Consider the following 21,948-nt stretch of genomic DNA (forward strand, 5'->3'; position numbering starts at 1 on the left):
TAATGATGCATATCTGTTATCAGGTCACGAGTTGGAGTCAGATTATATGGTCTACGTGCCAGGCTCTATGGAAGCAGAAATTACCAATGTGTTTAAATTTGATTGTGAAGGTCGCCGTGTTGAAGCGGTGAAAATTGGTAGCGAGATTAACAACGCAGCGACGTATGGCGAACATCTCCAATACTATTTCTTTCTCGTAAGAGACCATCAGTTTCACGTTCCTCTAAGAATTGTTGAATCTTTTCAAACGGTTGATAAAGAGTCCAAAGAGGTTCTATCGGAGCATTTACCAATTACCAAGCATGATGCTTCTGATTTAGCATGCGATTTGATTCGACCTCAGATTATGAGTTATCAGTTTACACGAGCGTTTGAAGCTGTTGCTAAACCAGAAAAGAACAAAGGCGACTAAACTGTCGCCTTTGTTGTATTTGAATCTGGTAATTAGGAGTTGCCATCTTTAGGGCAAAGTTCGCCCTTCTTGGCGTGTCTTTCGATCATGTAATCGCCGCGGGCGCTGTGCAACACAATCGCATTCCACACTTCCCCGTCTTTGAGTTCAAACTCCATCGCGTAGTGTATGCCGCCAACGACTTGAGTTCTTACATCATTGATTTGTTTTAGCTTATCCGTCGCGTTCATTTGATGCAGAATCATACTGAGTGAGCGCTCCGCATCTGGTGTAACTTTCGCAATCTGCCAACCACCTGGTACACCACCTTGTGAGCTGCAGATGGCTTGCATTTTCTTCTTCAAAGCTGGTGACATTTGTTTGTCGAATGCAAATGTGCTGGTTGCAAATGGCAGGGCAGATAACACCAAAACAGCCGTCCACATCATCCTTAACTTCATAATTCACTCCGTTGTTTTGTTATTGATTGAGTATAAGCACGACTTTCACGGTTTACATAATCACGAGGCATTCCGTAACAGCTCATAGATACGTATCGGAAAGATGAAAGAGTTAAAAACGATCGCCTTTCGATGGCTATTCGTAACACTCTTTAGAGGAGGAGACGTTATGAGTCTGAAGCATTATTTTGAAAAGGTCTCACCAAAGTTTGAACCAGGAGGCCAGTATCACAAGTTCTACCCACTCTTCGAAGCTGTTGAAACCCTTTTTTATACGCCGGGTAAAGTGAATCATGGCGTTACCCATGTTCGAGACAGCATCGATTTAAAGCGCATCATGATCATGGTGTGGCTAGCCGTTTTCCCTGCGATGTTCTGGGGTATGTACAACATAGGGCAACAATCCAGCGACGCTTTGCTCTATGTCCTTGACCAAGTGGCAGCGCAGCAAGCCATTGATGCTTCTTGGGGGCTAAGCTGGGTTTGGGGTTCGGTAGAAGTCGCAAGCCAAGCGGGTTGGGCAAGTAAAATGCTTGTCGGCGCCACGTACTTTCTGCCTGTCTACGCGACTGTGTTTGTGGTTGGTGGGTTCTGGGAAGTGCTGTTTGCTATCGTTCGTAAACATGAAGTGAATGAAGGCTTCTTTGTCAGCTCTATTCTTTTTGCTTTAATTCTCCCGCCTACCATCCCATTGTGGCAAGCCGCGTTGGGTATCACTTTTGGCATCGTAGTGGCGAAAGAAATCTTCGGCGGTACGGGGCGTAACTTCCTAAACCCAGCATTGGCTGGGCGCGCGTTCTTGTACTTTGCTTATCCCGCTAACATGTCTGGCGGCGCTGTTTGGGTTGCGGCAGATGGTTACTCTGGCGCTACACCGCTGAGCCAGTGGTATGAAGGTGGTCAAAGTGCTTTGACGAACAACATGACGGGACAACCAATCTCATGGATGGACGCATTTGTTGGTAACCTTCCGGGTTCAATGGGGGAAGTCTCGACCTTGTTGATTGCGCTCACAGGTCTGGTGCTGATCTTTATGAAGATCGCTTCGTGGCGAATTGTTGCTGGGGTCTTTGCGGGTTTAGCTGTGACGTCGCTACTGCTTAATGCGATTGGCTCGAATACTAATCCTATGTTCTCTATGCCGTTTTACTGGCACTTTGTGATTGGTGGTGTTGCGTTTGGTACCTTCTTTATGGCGACAGACCCAGTATCCGCTGCGTTCACTAATGGTGGTAAGTGGGCTTACGGTATCTTGATTGGTGTGATGACGATATTTATCCGTGTACTCAACCCCGCCTATCCGGAAGGCATTATGTTAGCGATTCTGTTTGCCAACTTGTTTGCTCCTTTGTTCGACTACATGGTCAAAGAGAACAACATCAAACGCAGAATGAAAAGGGTGAGACCTTCGTAAAATGAGGTAAGCTTCACTGAAATTTGGTTGAAAACTGCACTATATTGAAAAGGTCAGAGACATGGGGTTTCTGGCTTTTCTTTTTATCAGGAGGACGAAGACGATGAGAATTAAGGATATTCTCGATAGCCGTTTGGTGCTGTCGTTCTGGTACAACCTAGACTACTGCTTGTCTCTTCTTAGCAAAATCTCTGCACGTTAATTTCCTCAATGCTTCCGCATTGAAAAGCAATTTATCAGTTTGTTTTTAATCTTACGCTTAAGTGCGTAGGGTCGTGCGTATAAGGAAATTAACAATGAAACGTATCCCAGAACCGTTCCGTATCAAAATGGTTGAGCCAATCAAAATGACGACCTTGGCTGACCGAGAAGTTGCCCTTAAACAAGCGGGCTTTAACCCATTTCTTCTTCGTAGTGATGATGTCTACATCGATCTGCTGACCGACTCTGGCACTGGTGCTATGAGTGACAATCAGTGGGCAGGCATCATGATGGGCGATGAGTCCTATGCTGGCAGTCGTAACTATTACAACTTGTGCGATGCGGTGGAGCATTTCTTTGGTTACAAGCTTACTGTGCCAGCGCACCAAGGTCGCGGGGCGGAGCAAATTCTATTCCCAGCTTTGATTGAGCGTATGCGTCAGGTTCGCGGTGGTGAAACGCCCGTATTTATCTCGAATTACCACTTCGATACCACTGCGGGTCACATTGAACTCAATGGCGGTAAAGCGATTAACGTGGTGACGGAAGAAGCGTTTGATACCACCACACCATACGACTGGAAGGGTAATTTTGACCTCAATAAGCTGGTGGCAACGATTGAAGAACACGGTTCTAACAATATCTGTGCGATCATCACGACGGTAACGTGTAACAGCTCTGGTGGTCAGCCTGTGTCGATGGAAAATATGCGCAGCGTGTACGAAATCGCAACCAAGTACGACATCCCTGTGGTGATTGATTCGGCTCGTTACTGTGAGAACGCTTACTTTATCAAGCAGCGTGAAGCGGGTTATGAGAACAAATCGATTCTCGAAATCATTCGCGAGATGTACCAATACGGCGACATGCTCACTATGTCTGCGAAGAAAGACCCGATGGTGAACATTGGTGGTATGTGTTGTATTCGCGATCATCAAGAGCTTTTCCAAGCGGTTCAAACACGATGTGTACCGATGGAAGGCTTTGTCACTTACGGTGGTATGGCGGGTCGTGATATGGAAGCCTTGGCTCGTGGCTTGTATGAAGGTGCGGATGAAGACTATCTTCACTACCGCATTAGCCAAGTACACTATTTGGGTGAGCGTCTGCGCGAAGGGGGGATTCCAATTCAATACCCAACTGGTGGTCATGCTGTCTTCGTTGATGCGGCGAAGATCTTACCGCATATCCCCGCGGATCAATTCCCTGCGCAGGTGCTGTGTAATGCCTTGTATTTAGAGGCAGGCATTCGTGCGGTAGAGATTGGCTCACTGTTGCTTGGTCGAGATCCGGAAACGGGTAAACAAAAAGCTTCAGAACTTGAGTTGATGCGTTTGACCATTCCACGTCGTGTCTACACCAACGATCACATGGATTACATCGCCGATGCGATCATCGAGTTGAAGAATCGTGCTGATGAACTAAAAGGATTGACGTTTGAATACGAACCTCCAGTACTTCGCCACTTTACGGCTCGTTTCCGCGAACTGGATTGAGAACTCTTCGGGTTGTCGATACGTCAGAGATTGATAAACGTTAATTAAGCAAAAAGCCGCGAACTTCGCGGCTTTTTTAACTCATCTGGGTGTCGAGTTATGCTAAATCCAGCGTGATTCGCACAAACTGCTCGTCTTGGTACAGCACTTCGTAATTGAAGGTATTGCTGGCATAAATACTACCTAAGAACAGAGAACGTTGACTCATAGGTCCACGGAAAAGCATCGAAATAGGTGCGATTAAGGCGTTATTATCGTCGAAGTGTTGGTTTAAGTTATCAGACAGAACACATAGCAAACAACCATGTTGGTCGTGGGATAAATCGACATCTTCAGGACGAGAAAGCAGAACCGTCGTACCCAATTTCTTCTCGACTTCGTTGATCAGCAGTAGGTAGCTATCGAGGTGAGGTTGTGGGTTACTAGGTTTATCGGCACCTACACAACGTTCAAGTAAAGCTTCTAGATTGCCATTTTCCCCTTTTGCCTGTTGAGTCAGAGACTTTAATGGCTTTTTAATCAGTTTGTAGCGATTACTTTTGAGCTTAGGCTTAAGCCATTTTTGCAGTAGGTCGTTACGTTCTTTAAGAGGAAGAATTCGCGATGATGCGTGGATTTTGAAGTGCAGGTGTAATAAGGCGTGCACCGCAAGCTCGCTAAGTAATTGATTAGCGTCAGCGGACTGTTTTGCCTGTTTAGAACTTTGCATTACACTCTAAATTCTTTGAAAGAAAGGAATGGTGCCGAGAGAGGGACTCGAACCCTCACACCTAAGGCACTAGCACCTCATGCTAGCGTGTCTACCAATTTCACCATCTCGGCATCATGATGCTCTGAATACACAGAGGCTTCGAAATGAAGCGTTCCAAATTGTATATCCAAAATCCATAGATTGGCGAGAGCAAAATTGCTCATTTTTGGTCTTTGGTGTTCGATTGGACATTTATTGTTCATTTTTGGTGATTTCACTATTCGTCACCCTCCTAATACCCCTATTTTCCCTACAAGTATGACCACAAAATAGCATCTTTGCTTAAATTATGAACGCTTGAACGTTTGCGTAAATAAATGTGATGAATATCTCTTTTTGTTGGCTATACTTGCGACCCGTTTAAGCGGGAATTAGGGTTCGTTGTTCAGGACCCTTACCCATACAAGCCGTCACATGGAGCAGGAAGAGTCGAGAGCTCTCCAGCAGTGAATGACCCCACGGACCGGACCAGCTACGTTCAATTGCTTGTATAAGGTAAAAATAAGATGTCGAACTATCCGTTCTTCCTTCAATTTGGATCTACGAGTGCGTTGTCACTCGATGCGTTGTCCCTTTCTTCTGCCAATGCTTTTGGCATTCCTTTCTTTTTCAACGTTCAGTAGGTCCGATTCATGAGTGTTCTATTTAGTCTATTTGGTATTGTTGCACTATTAGGTTGTGCGTTCCTGCTGTCAGAGAGCCGTTCTTCAATCAATTGGAAAACCGTGTCTCGAGCATTGCTGCTTCAAATGGGTTTCGCAGCCTTGGTGCTCTACTTCCCTTGGGGACAAGCGGCGTTAGCCAGTTTGAGCAATGGTGTCGCTGGGTTATTGAGTTTTGCCGATGAAGGCATCAAGTTCCTCTTCGGTGACCTCGCTTCTACTGGTTTCATCTTCGCGGTTCGCGTTCTTCCTATCATCATCTTCTTCAGTGCTCTTATCTCTGCCCTTTACTACTTGGGTATCATGCAAAAAGTGATTCAATTTATCGGTGGTGCCATCCAAAAGTTCTTGGGGACCAGCAAAGCAGAATCTCTTGTTGCAACCGGTAACATCTTCCTATCTCAAGGCGAATCGCCACTTCTCATTCGTCCATTCCTTCAAAACATGACTCGTTCAGAACTGTTCGCGGTAATGGCTGGTGGTATGGCGTCAGTCGCAGGTAGTGTACTAGGTGGTTACGCAGGTCTAGGTGTAGAGCTGAAATACCTAATCGCAGCGAGCTTCATGGCTGCTCCAGGTAGCCTGTTGATGGCAAAAATCATTGTGCCAGAGCGTCAAACGCCAAGCGATTACAACAACATCGAATTGGATAAGTCTGAAGAGAGCAACGTGATCGACGCGCTAGCAAGCGGCGCGATGGGCGGTATGAAAGTTGCGGTTGCGGTAGGTACGATGCTGATCGCATTTGTGAGTGTGATTGCAATGGTGAACACGGGTCTGGAAAACCTAGGCGAAATGTTCGGCTTTGCGGGCATCACGCTACAAGCGATCTTTGGCTACCTATTTGCCCCTCTCGCTTGGTTAATCGGCGTTCCGGGTCACGAAGTATTAGCGGCAGGTTCTTACATCGGTCAGAAAATCGTAATGAACGAATTTGTTGCATTCATCGATTTCGTACAACATAAAGCAACGCTGACTGAACACACACAAGTGATCATCACGTTTGCGCTGTGTGGTTTCGCGAACATCGGTTCTATTGCAATTCAACTTGGCTCTATCGGTGTGATGGCTCCAGAACGTCGTAAAGATGTAGCGAACATGGGTCTCAAAGCGGTAGCGGCTGGTACATTAGCGAACTTAATGAGTGCCTGTTTAGCAGGTATCTTTATCTCGTTATAAGGAACGCCTCCACATAAACAGCCATTCAAAACCCGCCACTTCGGCGGGTTTTATTTTATAAATTATTTGAATGAGAGCTAGGTTAAATATTAGGTAGGCTATTGCTCGACAATATTCATTATTGAGTAAATTCACATCAGGATTGAATAGTGCTTGCGTACGGTTTGCATTTACTTTCTAATTTATTAATAGAATAAGGAAGTCGTACGTGACGTCAAAAGTCGTATCGGTAGTATTAACCGATAAAGGTTGGACAGGGCTAGGTCCACTCACTCAAACATGCTGTAAATCCATCACACCTTTCGTAGGTTCTCACCGTTTAATTGATTTTTCGCTAACCAACCTCATTCAAGCAGGAATAAAGCGTAATCTTGTCCTCAGTCGTTTTTATTGCGCACCGTTAGTTGCTCACCTTAAGCATGCATGGCAGCACTACAAATCGAGAATCGAAGTGCTCGAACCCATTTATTCTCAAGCTAAGTTATTACCTAAGCTGCAACAGAATTGGACTGATGTTTTATTGCAGCATTTAGATGTCATCAATCGACCCTCCGATGAACATGTCTTGCTGGTCGGTGGTGAGCAAATCCATCGTAATTACATTTCTTCTTTGTTGCACTACCATCAAATCCAAAATGCCGAACTCACGTTAGTTGTGGCTCAGGTTCCTGTCGCACAAGCGTCTCAGTATCATGTCGTTGAGTTAGATGAACACCGTCAAGTCATTGATATTCAACACCAGCCCCCAACTCCAGCAGAAATTCCAAACAAACCAGGCTTTGCCATGGTATTAACGGAAAATTACCTCTTTCAGCGCCCCGTGTTGGTCAAAGGTTTGTTTAATAATGCCAAGAAGCTGGATGGTCAGCATGATTTGACCAAGGACATCGTTGCACTGCTTGCGCGTAGAGTAAAAACCGTGTTGTTTGACCTCGGCGAGATTGACGCAAAGCAAGCGCCTATGTACTGGCACAACGTCAATAACATTGATGATTATTGGCGACTACAAATGATGATGCTGGCGGAACAAAGTGATACTAGCAAACCATCTACCAGTGCGTTGCTGAGCCGACAAATTGAATCGCAACGACCAAGCCAATATTGCGATATTGAAGGGATCAAAGTCCGCGTTAAGGACAGCTATATTGCTTCTGGTTGCCATATTGAGGGGGCGTGTTCAATTCGCTCAGTCATTGGTGTGGATTGTGAGCTGGGTAAAAACAGTATTCTGCACGAATCCGTATTAATGGGACGGTGCAAAATTGGAGAAAATAGTCGCATTACACGTACTATCATTGAAGAAGATGTTCAGATTGCTCCGGGTACCGTGATTGGGGAAAAGCCGGAGAGAGACAAAGAACGTTTTCACATTACGGATGGTGGATTAGTCGTGATTCCGAGGGGCAGTCGCGTTGGTTTTGAACAAGAAGCTTCTCCACTGCATGCGAATTACCCCGAAGGCGTTACAGATAACGTCGTGTAATACGGGTATTTTGAGTTGAATTGTGATTGACGTACAGAATCAAGATTTGGTGTGTAAATATACATATTTTCGAAACTAACGGCGTTTGGCTAGGAGAAAAAATGCAGTTCGACCGACTTCAATTTGCTGATGCATTGAAGCACTTTAGAAAGAAATATAAATACTCACAAGACAGTTTGGCGGAGCTGCTTTCTTCTTCACACCGTGTATTCTCTAGCTTGAATCAAGCAACGCTGAGCCAGTGGGAGAGGAGGAAAATAGAGCCGACGTTACTGCGACGTCTCGGGATCGCACATTTCTTTCAGCAACCATATCACTACGATACTCAAGAGCTGAAGAGTGTTAAGAAAGCACTCCAACATCCGGTCAACTTCCAAAATTTAAGTACGGTGTACGAGTATGAGATCACGCATACCAGTCACGTATCTTTGGATAAATTGGAAGGAGAAGATAGATCATTAGTTATGGATTCCCATCAACGTTTGAATGGGAACGAGCTTGTCGAAACTCTGAATGAGCTTGAGCTTCATCAACCTAAAATCTACTGTTTCTATTACCAAAGAATGCTGATTGGACATGTGGTGTATGAACAGAAGAATAACGCCATTTACTTGGTCAGCGTTGTATTTTTGACCAAGTCAATTCGAACTCAATTACTCAATCATATTGCTGAAATTAGTAAAGATTTGATGGTGTTTTTCCCGATTCGGGATCATAGCTTGAATCAGTTTATGGAAGATTGTTTTTTAGAACGATGTTGTTCAAGTCATTGCATCACTTTCTACACAGGAACCAGCCGGCAATTTTTTGAGAACCCAATGATCCGGAGCGTGATGCAAGGATTTCAAGATTTTCGCTTGGTTCGCTACGAGCAAATGCTTAAGAAGCAGAGTGTTTAGCTCTGCTTCCTGATCTCAAACTAGATTCAGTAAGGTTGATTACGACTTGGGTACCAATCCGTATGGTACTGAACTAAACGCTTGTGGTTGGTTTTTTACCGTCGGTGCTTGATGCACTCCTTGCCAATCTAACAGCATGATCGCGAGGACATTACGGTGTTCACCATAAGTTAGGTCGAACTCACCATCCACAGAAGGGATCATGCCTTGCTCAGTATTAAGGGCGCTTTGAATCGCTTGACGTGTTTTTTCAACAACCGGATCGTTATCCAAACCAGCCAACAAGAAAGTAATGCCGACTTCAGCAATCACATCTTCTTTTGAACGGAGAATGATGGTGTCTATGTTGTCGCGAAAGTAGTCATAGATCCATTGATGATCGGCTTCGTTAACCTGTTTTTGGTAGTACTGAGAATCTCCAAAAATGATGTGTGTCATGCCGTAGATCTTATTGCCGTATTGTTGCGGTGAGAGCTTCTTATCTAGGCTATCTGGGTAGGTGCTTCGGAATGCATCTGTAAACGCTTTAACGACATCTTGCTCGCCGAGTTGACGCAACCAATAAACCTGATTCGCCAACTGAGCTGCCCAAGCCTCAATCATGGCGGGGTCAGTGGCGTAACGAGCAAAGTCATAACGTTTTAGTATGCTTCTCAGCGTTTTGTCTTGCTTATGTTTTAAACCATACTCATCGGCTCGTGCCATTGCGCCAAGTAAATCAACACCTAAATACAAGTATTCTGGTTGATGTTTGGTAACGGTATAACGGCGCTGCCCGCGCTCGTCTTCGTCGTCATGGTAGCTGGCTAAACGTTCCTCTGAATACAGAAAAATCTGTTCTGGTGTGGTGACATCGCTGGCAAAGCGATTTAAACGGCTGGCAACTTGCGCCATGTCAGTCCATACCGCAGGTAAGTATTTATCATCCAAAGTTTGGCGGTACATACGAAGACCGAAATGCCCTTCTCGAAACGCTGGTAAGGTATAGAGCTGTGACTCATAGGTACTTTTGATCAACTGAGCAGATTGTGAATAGGTCAAAGCTGGAGACTCTTGAGAGGCTTGCGCCTGAAAAACCAGTGAGCATGAGAGCAACACGGCTAAGCTGAGAGGTTTGATACGCATATACACATTCCGTTAGAAAGCCAGAATTCAAATCTACCATCAATGCTTTATCGGTATGTAATGGCTCAGTCAATAGTTAGTCACGATATGGCGGAACGTTAGGTTGATGCGTTCTCCTTTGGTTTTTGCAGTTTTTGGGACAGCATGCTTCCAATGGTGCTGAAGCTCACCTGCCATGATAAGCAGTGAACCATGGCTGAGTTCATACTCTATTTGGGTTTTACAATGTAAATTCCTTAGCACAAACCGACGAGTTTCCCCCAAATTAATCGACGCAATAATCGGGTTGCTTCCCAATTCTGGTTCGTTGTCTTGGTGCCAACCCATTGAATCTTGTCCATTGCGATACAGGTTTGCCAATACTGAGTTGAACGAAACGTCTGCAATGGTTTCGCAGCGTCCTTTGAGATCACTAAGTTCTGTGGTCCAAGGGTGAGGTACCATTGTGAGCCCGGAGTAGGTGTACGCTGCATCGCCGTGCCATGCTTGCAAACGAGGTTGTAGAACTGAGCGACCAAACATCATGATGCTTTCTTGTTGCCAAGGTAGGGTTGTTCGCAATTGGGAAAAGTAATGGTCGGCTTCTGAATGACTCAGAAAGTGAGGATCATGGTAGATCTTGCCTTGTGCTACTTCTTGCCAAAATGAGCTTTTGAATAAATCGCCTTGTACCTGCATCTCACTTTACCTTTCTCTTTTATAAAATGAACAAATATTTATTACCTTTACGATGGCTATTGGTTATTCTTTTAGTAAATAAGTATTTTAACAATAAATAAAGAAAACTCTTGGTTTGCCATGAGTTAGTGGGGAACAGATGCGGTACTCACCGAAGAAGCAAGGTTACTTTGCATTGTTCTTCCTCACTTTTTTTGCCCTGTGCGTTGGAGTTATTGAGCTATTACACCAAAATCAGCTCAGTCTGCACCGAGAGCGAGTTCAAGTTGAGGCCAAAGAACAACTTTCTATGCTCCGTTCCAATTTGGAAGCGGAACTGATGGCTGACATATATAAAGCCAGCACTCTGGCTACGCTTATCACATTGCTGCCGAACAGCGAAACACACAAGCTGAATTTGGCGGCGAATCGTATCTTAAGCAAAAGTAATCACATTACTGTTATTGGCATCGCAGAAAATGATGTCGTCGGTTATATATACCCTCGAAAGGGTAATGAGCGTGTGATTGGTCTTGATTATCGTAGCGTGCCTACTCAATGGGTTCAGGTACAAAAAGCCAAAGACATTGAAGAGATATTTATCGCCGGTCCTGTCGAGCTTGTACAAGGCGGTAAAGGGTTGATTGTGCGTGTTCCTGTGTTCCGCGATCCTCCGACTAATAAAGACTATTGGGGCGTTATTAGTGCGGTGATCGATTTCAATGGTTTGTTGAGAGAAACGGGTGTCATTGATTTTTCTTACCAATATCAAATGACGATGCGTGGCTACGACAGTGGCGGTGAGCTAGGTGATGTTATCTTTGGCAATCCGGGAAGAGAAGAGGACATTTATGCCAAAGAGCAAGTGTTCTTCCCATATGGTGGCTGGAGTCTGGCGGTGTACTCCAATGGTGAGTTAGAACAACAAGTGCCTTGGTATGTATTACAAATGGCGCGTTTAGTTGGCTATCCGATCGTGCTTGCTTTGAGCATTGCGCTCATTGTTATTTATCGCCTATACATTGTAGCGGACAGCCGTGCATTGCATGATGAGCTTACTCAGCTGCCAAATCGTCGTTACTTTATGAAGTCTTATCAACAGCAGTTTGAGATCGCCAAGCGCTATAAAAAGCGTTATAGCTTTGCCTTGGTTAACATCGACCTCGATCATTTTAAGCATATTAACGATACCTATGGGCATGACGCAGGGGACAAGGTGTTGGTGGCGTGTGCAGAAAGAATCAAAAGCACATTGCGCCGATCAGATATTGTGGCGCGAATGGGGGGCGACGAGTTTCTTATCATCGTGCATAACCCTAAGACTGAAGAAAACATTCAAGCGTTGTTGAAAAAACTGAGGTTTGCCTTGTGTTCAACGCCGGTGATCTATGAAGAAGAATTGATATACCTGCGAACCAGCATGGGTTACGCGATGTTTGACCCTGAAATGATTTCATCTCAGCAAATGATGAAAATCGCCGACGAGCGAATGTATCAACAGAAACACTATGGCGGCTAAAACGAATGGTATAGCACCCGCTTAAAACATTTAAACGGAAAGCCTCGCACACTTAGCGAGGCTTTTTCATTTAAGCCGTTCTTATCACTAAGAAAGGACATTGCTGATAAAGGGATTAGTAGTAATGCATGTTGTGGCATATTTTGCAGTTGTTTGCATTTTGCAAGTGCGATTTGCAAAATGTGTGGTTAATAAATCATCAATATGCATCAAGATCGAAGAAAAAACGCAGTTTTAAAAGTTGGCACGCATCGTGCTTTATACAGAGTGACCCTTATTAAGCCGAGGGTCACCTAGCCAACTGACGTTGTTAGTGAATACACATTGTTCACAAGTATATACCGCCAATCACCTCATTGTGATTGGCGTTTTTTCTTTTTAGAGTTCAATAATTTGCCTCTCATCGCCCAAATCATCTGATTCGCCACACTTGTTATAACAACTTGGTTGCCTTGGACACACTGCTCCTCTTGAACAAATCAATCTTGCTTGAGTTTGAATCCCTCGTTCGATCCAATTGATGTTGAGAATTTTGGCAATCGTTGTGAGATCTTTCTTGATGTGCTGTGGAATCACAGTACTACCACCGGAAGACACACACAGTGACTTCAACTCTTCAGCAATCGCAATCGCATCACCACCTTGGGCTGAAATCGCTGGATTGAGGTCAATACCTGCACACAGAACGCGATTATTACCTGCAGGGTCAAATACGTTGACCGATTCACAGCAATAGATGCGAGGTTCGTTACCGACGTTAAGAATCGAAATTTGCGCCGAGCTGGTGTCCAGCGGTTGTGATAAGCGGCGGAATACCGCCCAGTGCTGACAAGGGTCATTGACTTTACGCATGTTCCCCCAAGGCAGAGGGATACCATTACCGCGATATACGGCTTTTAGTTTGCCTGGACCATAGGCATCAAAGTAATGCCAGTGTGGGTATGGCGACACTACCGTCATGCGGCGCATCGCGACAGAAGGCGAGACGCCCGCTTTTTTGTGAACATCAATTTCATAGCCAGAGCGGTCAAGTAACTGACGAAATGGCACTTTCGGACACAACAACGCCCCAGCAAAGAAACTCGACTCGAAATCGCGCCACGCTTGTAAAATATCTTGTGAGTTGAGTTCAGAGTTAGAAACCTGCGAACCGCTTTGTTCCCAGTTGTTCTGGTGACCAATCGACAACACGTTATTCATGCCGTCACTGCTGTGCAGCACTCGGTGCCCAATGTATACCGCTAAGTCGTACTTCAATCGAGTCGGGTAGTCTCGCATGCGCTTGTTGAGGTAGATGGTCCCTGGTGCTTCCATAAACGAGGTGATCAACTGCTTGGCACTCACACCGAGTTCATCAATCACATCTTGTGGCGCGCGGTCTACCCAGCGAATATCCAATCCCATGCTTTTCGCAATATCAATCAGATCCTCTACCGAAAGATTAAGACGTTTTAAGCCAACCTCTTCTGCCGCTCGTTCTAAGTCCGGGAAGTGGTTTTGGTGGTTCTCTTGATGCGCTCGAATCAAGAGATGAGCGAACTGACGCCCCGTGATGCCGGTTTGAGAGAGCATTTCCGGTATCGCGATTTGTAGGATGTCGTTAGAGAATAAAAAGCTTGGTTCGAGCGCCATTCCGTTGATGCCACCACGATTACCTTTGTTGGGGGTAATGGCTTCTAGCTCTGGTTCATCGTCCAAAAACCAAGCGGGTTCTTTTTGGAAAACTTCGGCAATCACTTCCAACATATCAATGCTCGGAACGCGTTTTCCACGTTCGATCATGGATAAGTAAGAAACTGACGGAGCGTATTCAGGATTAATCCTAACGCAACGCGCAGACAAATCTTCCATCGTTAAATGGTTGTTCTTCCTTAGGTTACGAATTTTCGTTCCTAAGAAGTGAGATTGGCGGATAAGACTTTTTGACACAGACATTTTGTAAAATTCACATTGTAAAATTTTTGTTGTGAAATTGTAGTCAATATTTCGCTAGTCTACATAATGAGCAGGCAAGGAAATTAACCATCAACTTCACAGATTTGCCTGAAACTTAAACAGAGGTTTTAAGTTTTTACTCTAGGAAGAGTGTTTAAGTGCGAGGAAACGACGATGAATATGCTGAACTTCGATAAAAAAGACATCCAACAACAAGAACGCCCATTTATCGCTGAAGCCGTATTTGCCGTCGAGGCGGTAAGTGCTGAGCAGCAGAGCGAGAAGCAAGTTAAGGCGAAGCAACTACTGGACCGTATTTTCCCATTGGAGAGTGGGTCACACCAAGATGTATCAAGCTACGTGATCGACTACAGACATGTAATGGCGTACTTCAAGGACGGCACACACAGTGGTCTGAAAAGTCCAAAGCATTTTGTGGCGTACACAGGAGAGAAAGAAGATCCAAAATCGATCCTATTCAAAGATGAATCAGGCAGTCACGTTGAAGTAATGTTCGGTTGTCACAAAGGCACGGGTTGTGTGGAGTTGATGGACATTGACGACATCCAACTGGAAACGCGTACTACCTTTAGCCCTGAGCTAATTGGTAATGCGCCGACCGCGATGCGTCATTGGATCAGCTTAATCAAAGGCGATAAGAAAGGAAAGCCAATGGCGTGCAGTGAAGACAAAGAGTACACCGCGAAAAATGGCGACGATTACTTCTTAAGCTACTGCTATAGCATTGATTAATGAGTTAAGAAGTACAGAGAATAACGAGCCAGCCCAAGAAAGACAAAACCCCAAGCACTTGCTTGGGGTTTTGTTTATATTTTCAGCCAGTTTGAATGGCTTTCGCCTGTTCGTTTTGACTGTGTTAAAGCGGCATTACGCGGTTACGACCGAGTTGTTTCGCTTCATACAATTGTTTATCAGCTTTGTTTACGATGCTATCGAGCGTGTCACCAACTTCAAATTCTGCAACACCAAAAGAGGCGGTGATGCTTTGTACTTGGCTCCCTGAACGTTTGTCACGAACACGCAGCTTTTCAATCATTCGACGAAGCGTATCAGCGTATTGTCGACCGATTCGCAGTGACTTGTTTGGTACGATAAGGGCAAACTCTTCACCACCAAAGCGATAAGCACTGATGCCGTCACGACAACTTTGTTGCAGTCGACGAGCAATGGCTTTGATTACGGTATCTCCGAATAGGTGACCGTAGTTGTCATTGAATGCTTTGAAGTGGTCGATATCCAACATGATCAGTGTCATTGCTTGGTTGTTATCGATCAGCATTTGCAGGTCGTTATCGAAAGCGCGACGGTTATACAGGTTGGATAAGCCATCGAACAAGGCGTCTTTCTGCACTTCTGCTAGCTGATTCTTAAGGCGAGAGATCTCTTCGCTAGCCGTTGTGAGTTGGCTATTTAGGAACTTCGTCGAGTGGCGTATTTCACGAGACTCTGCAACAAGCTGACGCACTACATTCATCACTTCTTCGATGCTGAGGCTATTGTCTTCAACTTTTTCTAGTTTGTTAAAGCTCTTATCCACCATGTCGGAGAAGGAGGAGGTGTCGGTAATCGTGTCAGTCATCGAGCTAGAGACTTCGCCCAAAAGCACTTCTACATTTGTTTTGAGTTCTTCTAAGCTGGTTTCTGCTTTACTCGCAACATAGCTGTTATAGAGCTGCTTATGCATTGCTGGTGGGCAGACGTCATAGTTCTCAAGAACCATATCTAATTCTTGATTCAGCTCTGGGATAGTTTTGTCTACGTAGGTGTACCACAGTGCGTAGTTGGCTGGTGTTGCCGCTACGTGGTTTTTTATCATCAGTGGTACCGCTTTTTTTAGATTCGCGGTTGATTTCTTAAATTCGTCGGTCATTTCTGCAGTGTTACAAGCAAAATGGAATTAAGCTAAGGGTAACGGATATAAAACAATATCGCTTTATTTTTTGTCATTTTTGCTTGGTTTTCTTAAAAAATATGAGCAAATAATCAAATGGTTTCATGAATATTAGTCTTGATTTTAAAATTTCATAAAATCCTTCGTAACATTCCGTTTACCATAAAAGTTTGAGTGATGGAGTTTTGAGCAATGTAAACGAAGTGCTGATCTTGACCAACTAAGGTTCGTAGAATCTGGCATGCGCATAACAGAAAAGTGCCAAAAGGAGCTTCGTTTGAACAAAACAATAGGACTGTATTGGTTCACCAATGATTTGCGACTGCATGACAACCCAAATCTGGCTAAAGCTGCAGAAGAAGTGGATTTTCTTATCTGTCTTTACTGTTATCCCAAGGTTTCACCATTTTTGGCGCACTATGCTCAAACATCCGAGTTTGGTCAGCCAAAAAGACAGTTTTTAGATGAGTCATTACACTGCCTCAACCTGTCTTTAAATGCACTTGAACAACGTTTGCTTGTTGTCGACTTGCATCCTTATCAAGCATTAAAACATGCCTTCAAAAATCTTGGTGTTACAAGGCTTTACGTTGATGCTATGCCGGGTTGCGACGAGCAAAATGTCATCGAAGAAATTAAGGCGGAGGAACGCCACGTAACGGTTGTTCAGCACGAAGTGCGAAGTTTATTTAGGTTGGCTGACCTCCCGTTCAGTCTCAATGCGCTACCTGACACCTTTACCCAGTTTCGTAAGCAAGTAGAAAAGCTATCTATTTCGCAACCTATCGACAGAGTCTCCACACTTCCACCACTACCCAAAGGTCTCTCTTTACCAACATTGAGCCTAACTCGCGACTTAAAGCCAATGCCATTTGCTGGGGGAGAGCATGCGGGGCTTGAGCATTGTCGTCGGTATTTTGATTCGCCGCTTGCGAGTGAATACAAACAGACACGCAACGGTTTAGATGGCATGGACTATTCCACTAAATTCTCCCCGTGGTTAGCACATGGCTGTGTTTCGGCGAAAAGGATCGTGGACATGTTAAAGCGTTATGAAGCGGATTATGGTGCTAATGATTCGACGTATTGGATTTACTTTGAATTGCTGTGGCGTGAGTACTTTTATTGGTATGCGCGACGATATGGTCGGCAGCTGTTTCATTTTGGTGGGATTCGCAATCAAACGCCATTGACCAGCTTTTACGCCCATCGTTTCCAACAATGGAAAAAAGGCGAGACGCCATTCCCGCTCGTTAATGCGTGTATGCATCAACTCAATGAAACTGGGTACATGTCGAATCGTGGCAGACAACTGGTCGCGAGCTGCCTTGTACATGAACTAGGGCTAGATTGGCGCTATGGCGCTGCATATTTTGAGTCTCAATTAATTGATTACGATGTGGCTTCAAATTGGGGAAATTGGCAATACCTCGCAGGCGTTGGTGCGGACCCTCGTGGTTCAAGGCAATTCAATCTTGAAAAGCAGACGCAAATGTACGACCCCAACCATGAGTTTATTGATAAGTGGGATGGGCATTGTGATGGTGCACGTTTGGATAATGTGGACATGGTTGATTGGCCGATTGCGATGGAAAGTCATGGCAATGCGTCTTCTACGGAGAAATCATGATGCAGTTTGATACCGTTCGGTTGATCTTGGGTGATCAACTCAATTGCGAACATACTTGGTTTCAGCAACCTGATGACCACGTTCTCTATTTGATTGCAGAGTTAAAGCAAGAGAGCACGTATGTGACGCATCACATTCAAAAAGTATGTGCGTTCTTTTCTGCAATGGAAAAGTTTGCGAAAGAGCGTCAGAGCGAAGGTCATCAAGTCTTGCATCTTACGTTGGATGATACCCAATCTTTTGGGGATCTTGAGCAACTTCTCCAGCATTTTGTCAGCGAAGTTGGTGCAAGCAAGTTTGAATATCAACGCCCTGATGAATACCGATTATTGGAACAACTTGCCAAACTTAAGCTCAATGGCGTAGTAACGCGTTGCGTTGATTCAGAGCACTTTTTGTTGCCGTTTGAAGAGATCGAAGAGCAGTTCCCGCAAGGCAAACACATCATGATGGAGCACTTTTATCGCCGCATGCGCAAGCGTTTCAACATCTTAATGCAAGATGGCAAACCTGTTGGGGGGAAGTGGAACTATGATGCGAATAATCGCAACAAACTCAAAACTAAAGATATTGAGCAGTTGCCACAACCTTTAATGTTTAGTACCGATGTCAGTGAGATACAAGCGCGATTAACACGTCATGGAATTAAAACGATAGGGCACTTTGAAGGGGATTTATTGTGGCCGATTAACCGTGCTCAAAGCTTGTCTCTACTTGCTCATTTTTGCCAAGTTTGCTTGCCTCTTTTTGGTCGTTTTCAAGACGCGATGACTGGGCAACACGACGCTAAATGGAGTTTGTATCACAGTCGGATTTCGTTTTCTCTCAACAGCAAACAACTACACCCGCAAGAAGTCATTGATGCGTCACTCAAGGCATTCCATTCAAACCCAGACATTAATATTTCTCAGGTTGAGGGTTTTATTCGCCAGATTTTAGGTTGGCGAGAGTACATCCGCGGAGTGTACTGGGCGAACATGCCTCATTACCCGAAAAAGAACGAACTGGAAGCGAGCAGAAAACTGCCTGATTTCTTCTGGAATGGCGAAACAAAAATGGCGTGCATGCGTAATGCGATTGGTCAGTCCCTTGACTACGCCTATGCGCACCATATCCAACGTTTAATGGTCACTGGTAATTTCTGTTTGCTAACTGAGATCGAACCATCCCAAGTGGATGAATGGTATCTCGGTATATACGTTGACGCGATCGAGTGGGTAGAGATGCCAAACACACGTGGTATGGCGCTGTTTGCTGATGGAGGTATTGTCGGCACTAAACCTTATGCGGCTAGTGGTTCTTACATTAATAAAATGAGTGATTACTGTAAGGGCTGCCATTACGACAACAAAGCACGCAGTGGTGAAGGTTCATGCCCATTCAACAGCTTGTATTGGCGTTTTATGAACAAGCATGACAAGCGATTGGCGACCAATCCTCGTATCGGGATGATTTTCCGCTCTTGGGACAATATGGAACCACAGCAACGACAAGCTATCCTTGAAACCGCGGAGCACTACATGGAAAATTTGGAGACCTTGTAATGGAAATATTGATCGTAGGTGGGAATGGCGGAATTGGATTTGCCATGGTTGCGTGCGTGGCGGAACATTTTCCTCAAGCTCGTGTTCACGCGACCTATCGTAGGCAACACCCCAACTGGCATCATCCCAATGTTATTTGGCATCAAGTGGATGTGACACAAGATGAGGAGGTGAAAGCGCTCAGTGAGTACATCGAGCATGTTGATTGGTTGGTGAACTGCGTGGGTATGTTACACTCCCAAGAGAAAGGTCCGGAGAAGAATTTGAGTTCTCTCGACGCAGACTTTTTCCAGCAAACGATAATGGTAAACACCTTGCCCAGTTTACTGCTGGCGAAGTACTTTACACCTAAGCTCAAACGCAGCACACAGCCTAAGTTCGCGGCTGTTTCTGCTAAAGTTGGCAGTATTAACGATAACCAATTGGGCGGTTGGTATAGCTATCGAGCCTCAAAAGCCGCGTTGAATATGTTCCTTAAAACCATGTCAATCGAATGGCAAAGAATGCTCAAGCATGGCACGGTACTCGCGCTCCATCCGGGAACCACCGATACGGCGTTGTCTGCGCCTTTTCAAACCAATGTGCCAGAAGGAAAACTGTTCACGCCAGAGCGAGTGGCAAAGGATTTGTTGGGGTTAATAGAAAAAGCAACCCCGCAAGATAGCGGGGCATTTTGGGCTTATGATGGCGCATTACTGCCTTGGTAAAGGTTGTACTTACTGGGGCAAAATACGCACTAGAGAGGTTCGGAGTGACCTACGTCTTCGTTGATTTTCTTCTTCGGCAACGCTCAGAGCAATAAACGATTTCATCCCAATTTCGCGCCCACTTCTTTCTCCAAGAAAACGGGCGCTCACAGACTGGACAGACTTTTATGGGAAGGTTGGATTTAAAACCTTTCATCGTTCTGAATGTTCACTCCTAATTTGTTGTCTTAAGCGAGTTTAGTTATCAAATAGGTACAGATAATCGTCGTAACCTAGGTTTGCCATTTCGCTTACTGGTACAAACTTCATGGCTGCTGAGTTCATGCAATAACGTAACCCTGTTGGTTTTGGTCCGTCTTTGAAAACATGACCAATATGCGAATCGCCAAACTTGCTGCGAATCTCTGTTCGTGGATAAACCAATTTAAAGTCGGTCTTCTCAACGATGTAACCTGGATTGATTGGTCTAGTAAAGCTTGGCCAACCTGTACCTGATTTGTATTTATCCGTCGATGAAAACAGTGGCTCACCAGTGACAATATCCACATAGATGCCCGCTTCTTTGTTATCCCAGTACTCGTTGTTAAAGGGACGCTCTGTGCCTTCTTCTTGTGTTACGTAGTACTGCAGATCGGTCAACTTCGCTTTGATCTCTTTGTCAGACGGTTTTTCATAGACCTTCAGTTTTGTCATCAGATCTTTTTCGTTGATAAGCTCGCGTAGTGTTTTTGGGTTGTCTTTACGATCCTCACCAAACACTTCATCTAGGTATTTATCTCGACCTGACGCGTAGCGGTAATATTTGTATTTCAGGGCACTCTTTTTGTAGTAATCCTGATGGTAAGACTCCGCAGGGTAGAACTTTTCAAACTCAATAAGCTCCGTTTTAAGTGGCTTCGGATAAATCATCGCCTTGTCGATTTCCATCATAAATTGCTCAGCAATCTGTTTTTGCTCCGCATTATGGTAGAAGATCGCAGGACGGTATTGGGGACCACGGTCGACGAATGAGCCTTTGTCGTCAGTCGGGTCGATATGGCGGAAGAAGTAATCCAAAACTTGCTCGTAGTTAACAATGCTTGGGTCGTACTTCACTTCAATCACTTCTATATGACCAGATTTGCCAGAAGAGACTTGTCGGTAGGTCGGATTTGCTAAATCACCACCTGAATAACCAGATACGACGTCCAACACACCCGGTAATTGTTCTAAATCTGATTCAGTACACCAGAAACAGCCGCCAGCCAAAGTAGCAATGTCGGTTTTGCCAGATGCGTTCACCTTATCCATGGTATCGGCAGTGCCTGTTTTACTTAATAAGATGAACAGTACAGGGAGTGTGAATGAGAATCCCACCAATAGCTTAGATACTTTCTTCATAACTTCCTCAAACGTCATTTTTCTCAATGAATGTTACGTAAGGAGACAGAAGTTAGAGCTAAAAAATTGCAACAATAGTGAAAAATTCTTTGCCCTTTTATACCGGAGGGCTACAGTAATGGCACCAAACAAACGCTCATTGGTGATAGGTTGCCGATGAGACAGAAGTAATAATGAGGGAAACCATGCAAGCAGAAGTAAAATGGGTCGAAGACTTTAAATTCCTAGGTCAGTCTCAATCTGGTCACTCCGTTGTGATGGATGGCAATGGCGGTGCGACTGCACCAAGCCCAATGGAGATGGTATTGATGGCTGCTGGTGGTTGTAGTTCTGTTGATGTGGTTGATGGATTGAAGTCAGCAGGTCAGAAAGTGGCTTCTGTTAATGCGAAGCTCACAACCGAACGTCGTGAAACGGCACCGCGTATTTTTACTCAAGTGAACATTCATTTTGAAGTGTCGGGTGAAGCCTTAGATCCAGAAATCGTAGCGAAAGTTGCTGCTGATTCGTTAGAGAAATACTGTTCCGTGTGCCTGATGCTCGGTAAGGGCGTAGAGATGACTCACAGCTGGGAAATCGTGTAACCGACCCTAGTGCCACTT

20 protein-coding genes and 1 tRNA gene are annotated in these 21,948 nt (G+C 44.8%); 12 read left to right on the forward strand and 9 right to left on the reverse strand.

The window, feature by feature from the left end:
- Nucleotides 1-46: 46 nt before the first annotated feature.
- Nucleotides 47-412, forward strand: coding sequence for a hypothetical protein (locus J4N44_RS18170; protein ID WP_252045560.1), 366 nt, complete (start codon nt 47-49; stop codon nt 410-412).
- A gap of 32 nt (nt 413-444) precedes the next feature.
- Here the strand turns inward: J4N44_RS18170 and J4N44_RS18175 are convergent, their stop codons facing one another.
- Nucleotides 445-852, reverse strand: a complete 408-nt coding sequence (locus J4N44_RS18175; RefSeq protein ID WP_252045561.1) for a cystatin — start codon at nt 850-852, stop codon at nt 445-447.
- 169 nt (nt 853-1,021) lie between these two features.
- Here J4N44_RS18175 and J4N44_RS18180 point away from each other — a divergent pair, with 169 nt between their 5' ends.
- Nucleotides 1,022-2,266, forward strand: a complete 1,245-nt coding sequence (locus tag J4N44_RS18180; protein ID WP_038899450.1) for an NADH:ubiquinone reductase (Na(+)-transporting) subunit B — start codon at nt 1,022-1,024, stop codon at nt 2,264-2,266.
- Between the two features lie 296 nt (nt 2,267-2,562).
- Nucleotides 2,563-3,963, forward strand: coding sequence for a tryptophanase (locus J4N44_RS18185; protein ID WP_069688001.1), 1,401 nt, complete (start codon nt 2,563-2,565; stop codon nt 3,961-3,963).
- Between the two features lie 97 nt (nt 3,964-4,060).
- On the opposite strand, the gene J4N44_RS18190 is transcribed toward J4N44_RS18185, so the two are convergent.
- The gene (locus J4N44_RS18190; protein ID WP_009703776.1) at nt 4,061-4,672 is read right to left on the reverse strand and encodes a DUF2913 family protein; all 612 of its coding nucleotides are present in this window, start codon (nt 4,670-4,672) and stop codon (nt 4,061-4,063) included.
- Between the two features lie 29 nt (nt 4,673-4,701).
- Nucleotides 4,702-4,785, reverse strand: a tRNA-Leu gene (locus J4N44_RS18195).
- 561 nt (nt 4,786-5,346) lie between these two features.
- Here J4N44_RS18195 and J4N44_RS18200 point away from each other — a divergent pair.
- The 3 genes from J4N44_RS18200 to J4N44_RS18210 all read left to right on the forward strand — a co-directional run bounded on the left by J4N44_RS18200 (nt 5,347) and on the right by J4N44_RS18210 (nt 8,937).
- Nucleotides 5,347-6,555, forward strand: a complete 1,209-nt coding sequence (locus J4N44_RS18200; protein ID WP_005432553.1) for a NupC/NupG family nucleoside CNT transporter — start codon at nt 5,347-5,349, stop codon at nt 6,553-6,555.
- Nucleotides 6,556-6,763: 208 nt separating this feature from the next.
- Nucleotides 6,764-8,038 (forward strand): GlgC family sugar phosphate nucleotidyltransferase, encoded by a 1,275-nt coding sequence (locus J4N44_RS18205; RefSeq protein WP_017188539.1) that lies wholly within the window; start codon nt 6,764-6,766, stop codon nt 8,036-8,038.
- A gap of 101 nt (nt 8,039-8,139) precedes the next feature.
- The gene (locus J4N44_RS18210; RefSeq protein ID WP_029789597.1) at nt 8,140-8,937 is read left to right on the forward strand and encodes a helix-turn-helix domain-containing protein; all 798 of its coding nucleotides are present in this window, start codon (nt 8,140-8,142) and stop codon (nt 8,935-8,937) included.
- A 39-nt stretch (nt 8,938-8,976) separates the two neighbouring features.
- Here the strand turns inward: J4N44_RS18210 and J4N44_RS18215 are convergent, their stop codons facing one another.
- Together J4N44_RS18215 and J4N44_RS18220 are read right to left on the reverse strand one after the other, a co-directional pair.
- A complete protein-coding gene (locus J4N44_RS18215; RefSeq protein WP_005453339.1) occupies nt 8,977-10,062 on the reverse strand; it encodes a DUF3541 domain-containing protein in 1,086 nt (361 codons plus the stop codon).
- A gap of 69 nt (nt 10,063-10,131) precedes the next feature.
- Nucleotides 10,132-10,740 carry an alpha-ketoglutarate-dependent dioxygenase AlkB family protein gene (locus J4N44_RS18220; protein ID WP_252045562.1) on the reverse strand — a complete coding sequence of 203 codons (609 nt, stop codon included), beginning with the start codon at nt 10,738-10,740 and terminating at the stop codon, nt 10,132-10,134.
- Nucleotides 10,741-10,879: 139 nt separating this feature from the next.
- Here J4N44_RS18220 and J4N44_RS18225 point away from each other — a divergent pair, with 139 nt between their 5' ends.
- A complete protein-coding gene (locus tag J4N44_RS18225; protein WP_005453344.1) occupies nt 10,880-12,238 on the forward strand; it encodes a diguanylate cyclase in 1,359 nt (452 codons plus the stop codon).
- Nucleotides 12,239-12,616: 378 nt separating this feature from the next.
- Here the strand turns inward: J4N44_RS18225 and J4N44_RS18230 are convergent, their stop codons facing one another.
- Nucleotides 12,617-14,173, reverse strand: coding sequence for a DUF3612 domain-containing protein (locus J4N44_RS18230; protein ID WP_026138189.1), 1,557 nt, complete (start codon nt 14,171-14,173; stop codon nt 12,617-12,619).
- A 174-nt stretch (nt 14,174-14,347) separates the two neighbouring features.
- On the opposite strand from J4N44_RS18230, the gene J4N44_RS18235 reads away from it, so the two are divergent.
- A complete protein-coding gene (locus tag J4N44_RS18235; RefSeq protein WP_005453348.1) occupies nt 14,348-14,926 on the forward strand; it encodes an aldolase/citrate lyase/malate synthase family protein in 579 nt (192 codons plus the stop codon).
- Between the two features lie 124 nt (nt 14,927-15,050).
- Here the strand turns inward: J4N44_RS18235 and gefA are convergent, their stop codons facing one another.
- Nucleotides 15,051-16,064, reverse strand: coding sequence for a diguanylate cyclase GefA (gene gefA, locus J4N44_RS18240; protein WP_005453351.1), 1,014 nt, complete (start codon nt 16,062-16,064; stop codon nt 15,051-15,053).
- 298 nt (nt 16,065-16,362) lie between these two features.
- On the opposite strand from gefA, the gene J4N44_RS18245 reads away from it, so the two are divergent.
- Genes J4N44_RS18245 through J4N44_RS18255 form a run of 3 tightly spaced genes read left to right on the forward strand, consistent with a single transcriptional unit; the run spans nt 16,363 to nt 19,966 of the window.
- A complete protein-coding gene (locus tag J4N44_RS18245; protein WP_110415175.1) occupies nt 16,363-17,715 on the forward strand; it encodes a DASH family cryptochrome in 1,353 nt (450 codons plus the stop codon).
- Entirely contained in the window at nt 17,715-19,259 is a 1,545-nt protein-coding gene (locus tag J4N44_RS18250) for a cryptochrome/photolyase family protein (protein ID WP_005453356.1), read from the forward strand. Before J4N44_RS18245 ends, J4N44_RS18250 begins: the two co-directional genes overlap by 1 nt.
- Nucleotides 19,259-19,966, forward strand: coding sequence for an SDR family oxidoreductase (locus J4N44_RS18255; protein ID WP_252045563.1), 708 nt, complete (start codon nt 19,259-19,261; stop codon nt 19,964-19,966). The genes J4N44_RS18250 and J4N44_RS18255 overlap by 1 nt, the downstream gene beginning before the upstream one ends.
- Before the next feature lie 49 nt (nt 19,967-20,015).
- Here J4N44_RS18255 and J4N44_RS18260 read toward each other — a convergent pair whose 3' ends face one another.
- Both J4N44_RS18260 and msrB read right to left on the reverse strand, forming a co-directional pair.
- Nucleotides 20,016-20,162, reverse strand: coding sequence for a DUF2256 domain-containing protein (locus J4N44_RS18260; protein WP_005453360.1), 147 nt, complete (start codon nt 20,160-20,162; stop codon nt 20,016-20,018).
- Between the two features lie 41 nt (nt 20,163-20,203).
- Nucleotides 20,204-21,346, reverse strand: a complete 1,143-nt coding sequence (gene msrB, locus J4N44_RS18265; RefSeq protein ID WP_009696880.1) for a peptide-methionine (R)-S-oxide reductase MsrB — start codon at nt 21,344-21,346, stop codon at nt 20,204-20,206.
- Between the two features lie 185 nt (nt 21,347-21,531).
- Here msrB and J4N44_RS18270 point away from each other — a divergent pair, with 185 nt between their 5' ends.
- Nucleotides 21,532-21,930 (forward strand): OsmC family protein, encoded by a 399-nt coding sequence (locus J4N44_RS18270; protein ID WP_009696881.1) that lies wholly within the window; start codon nt 21,532-21,534, stop codon nt 21,928-21,930.
- Nucleotides 21,931-21,948 lie beyond the last annotated feature (18 nt).

Source organism: Vibrio sp. SCSIO 43155 (genome assembly GCF_023716605.1).
GTDB classification, from domain to species: domain Bacteria; phylum Pseudomonadota; class Gammaproteobacteria; order Enterobacterales; family Vibrionaceae; genus Vibrio; species Vibrio harveyi.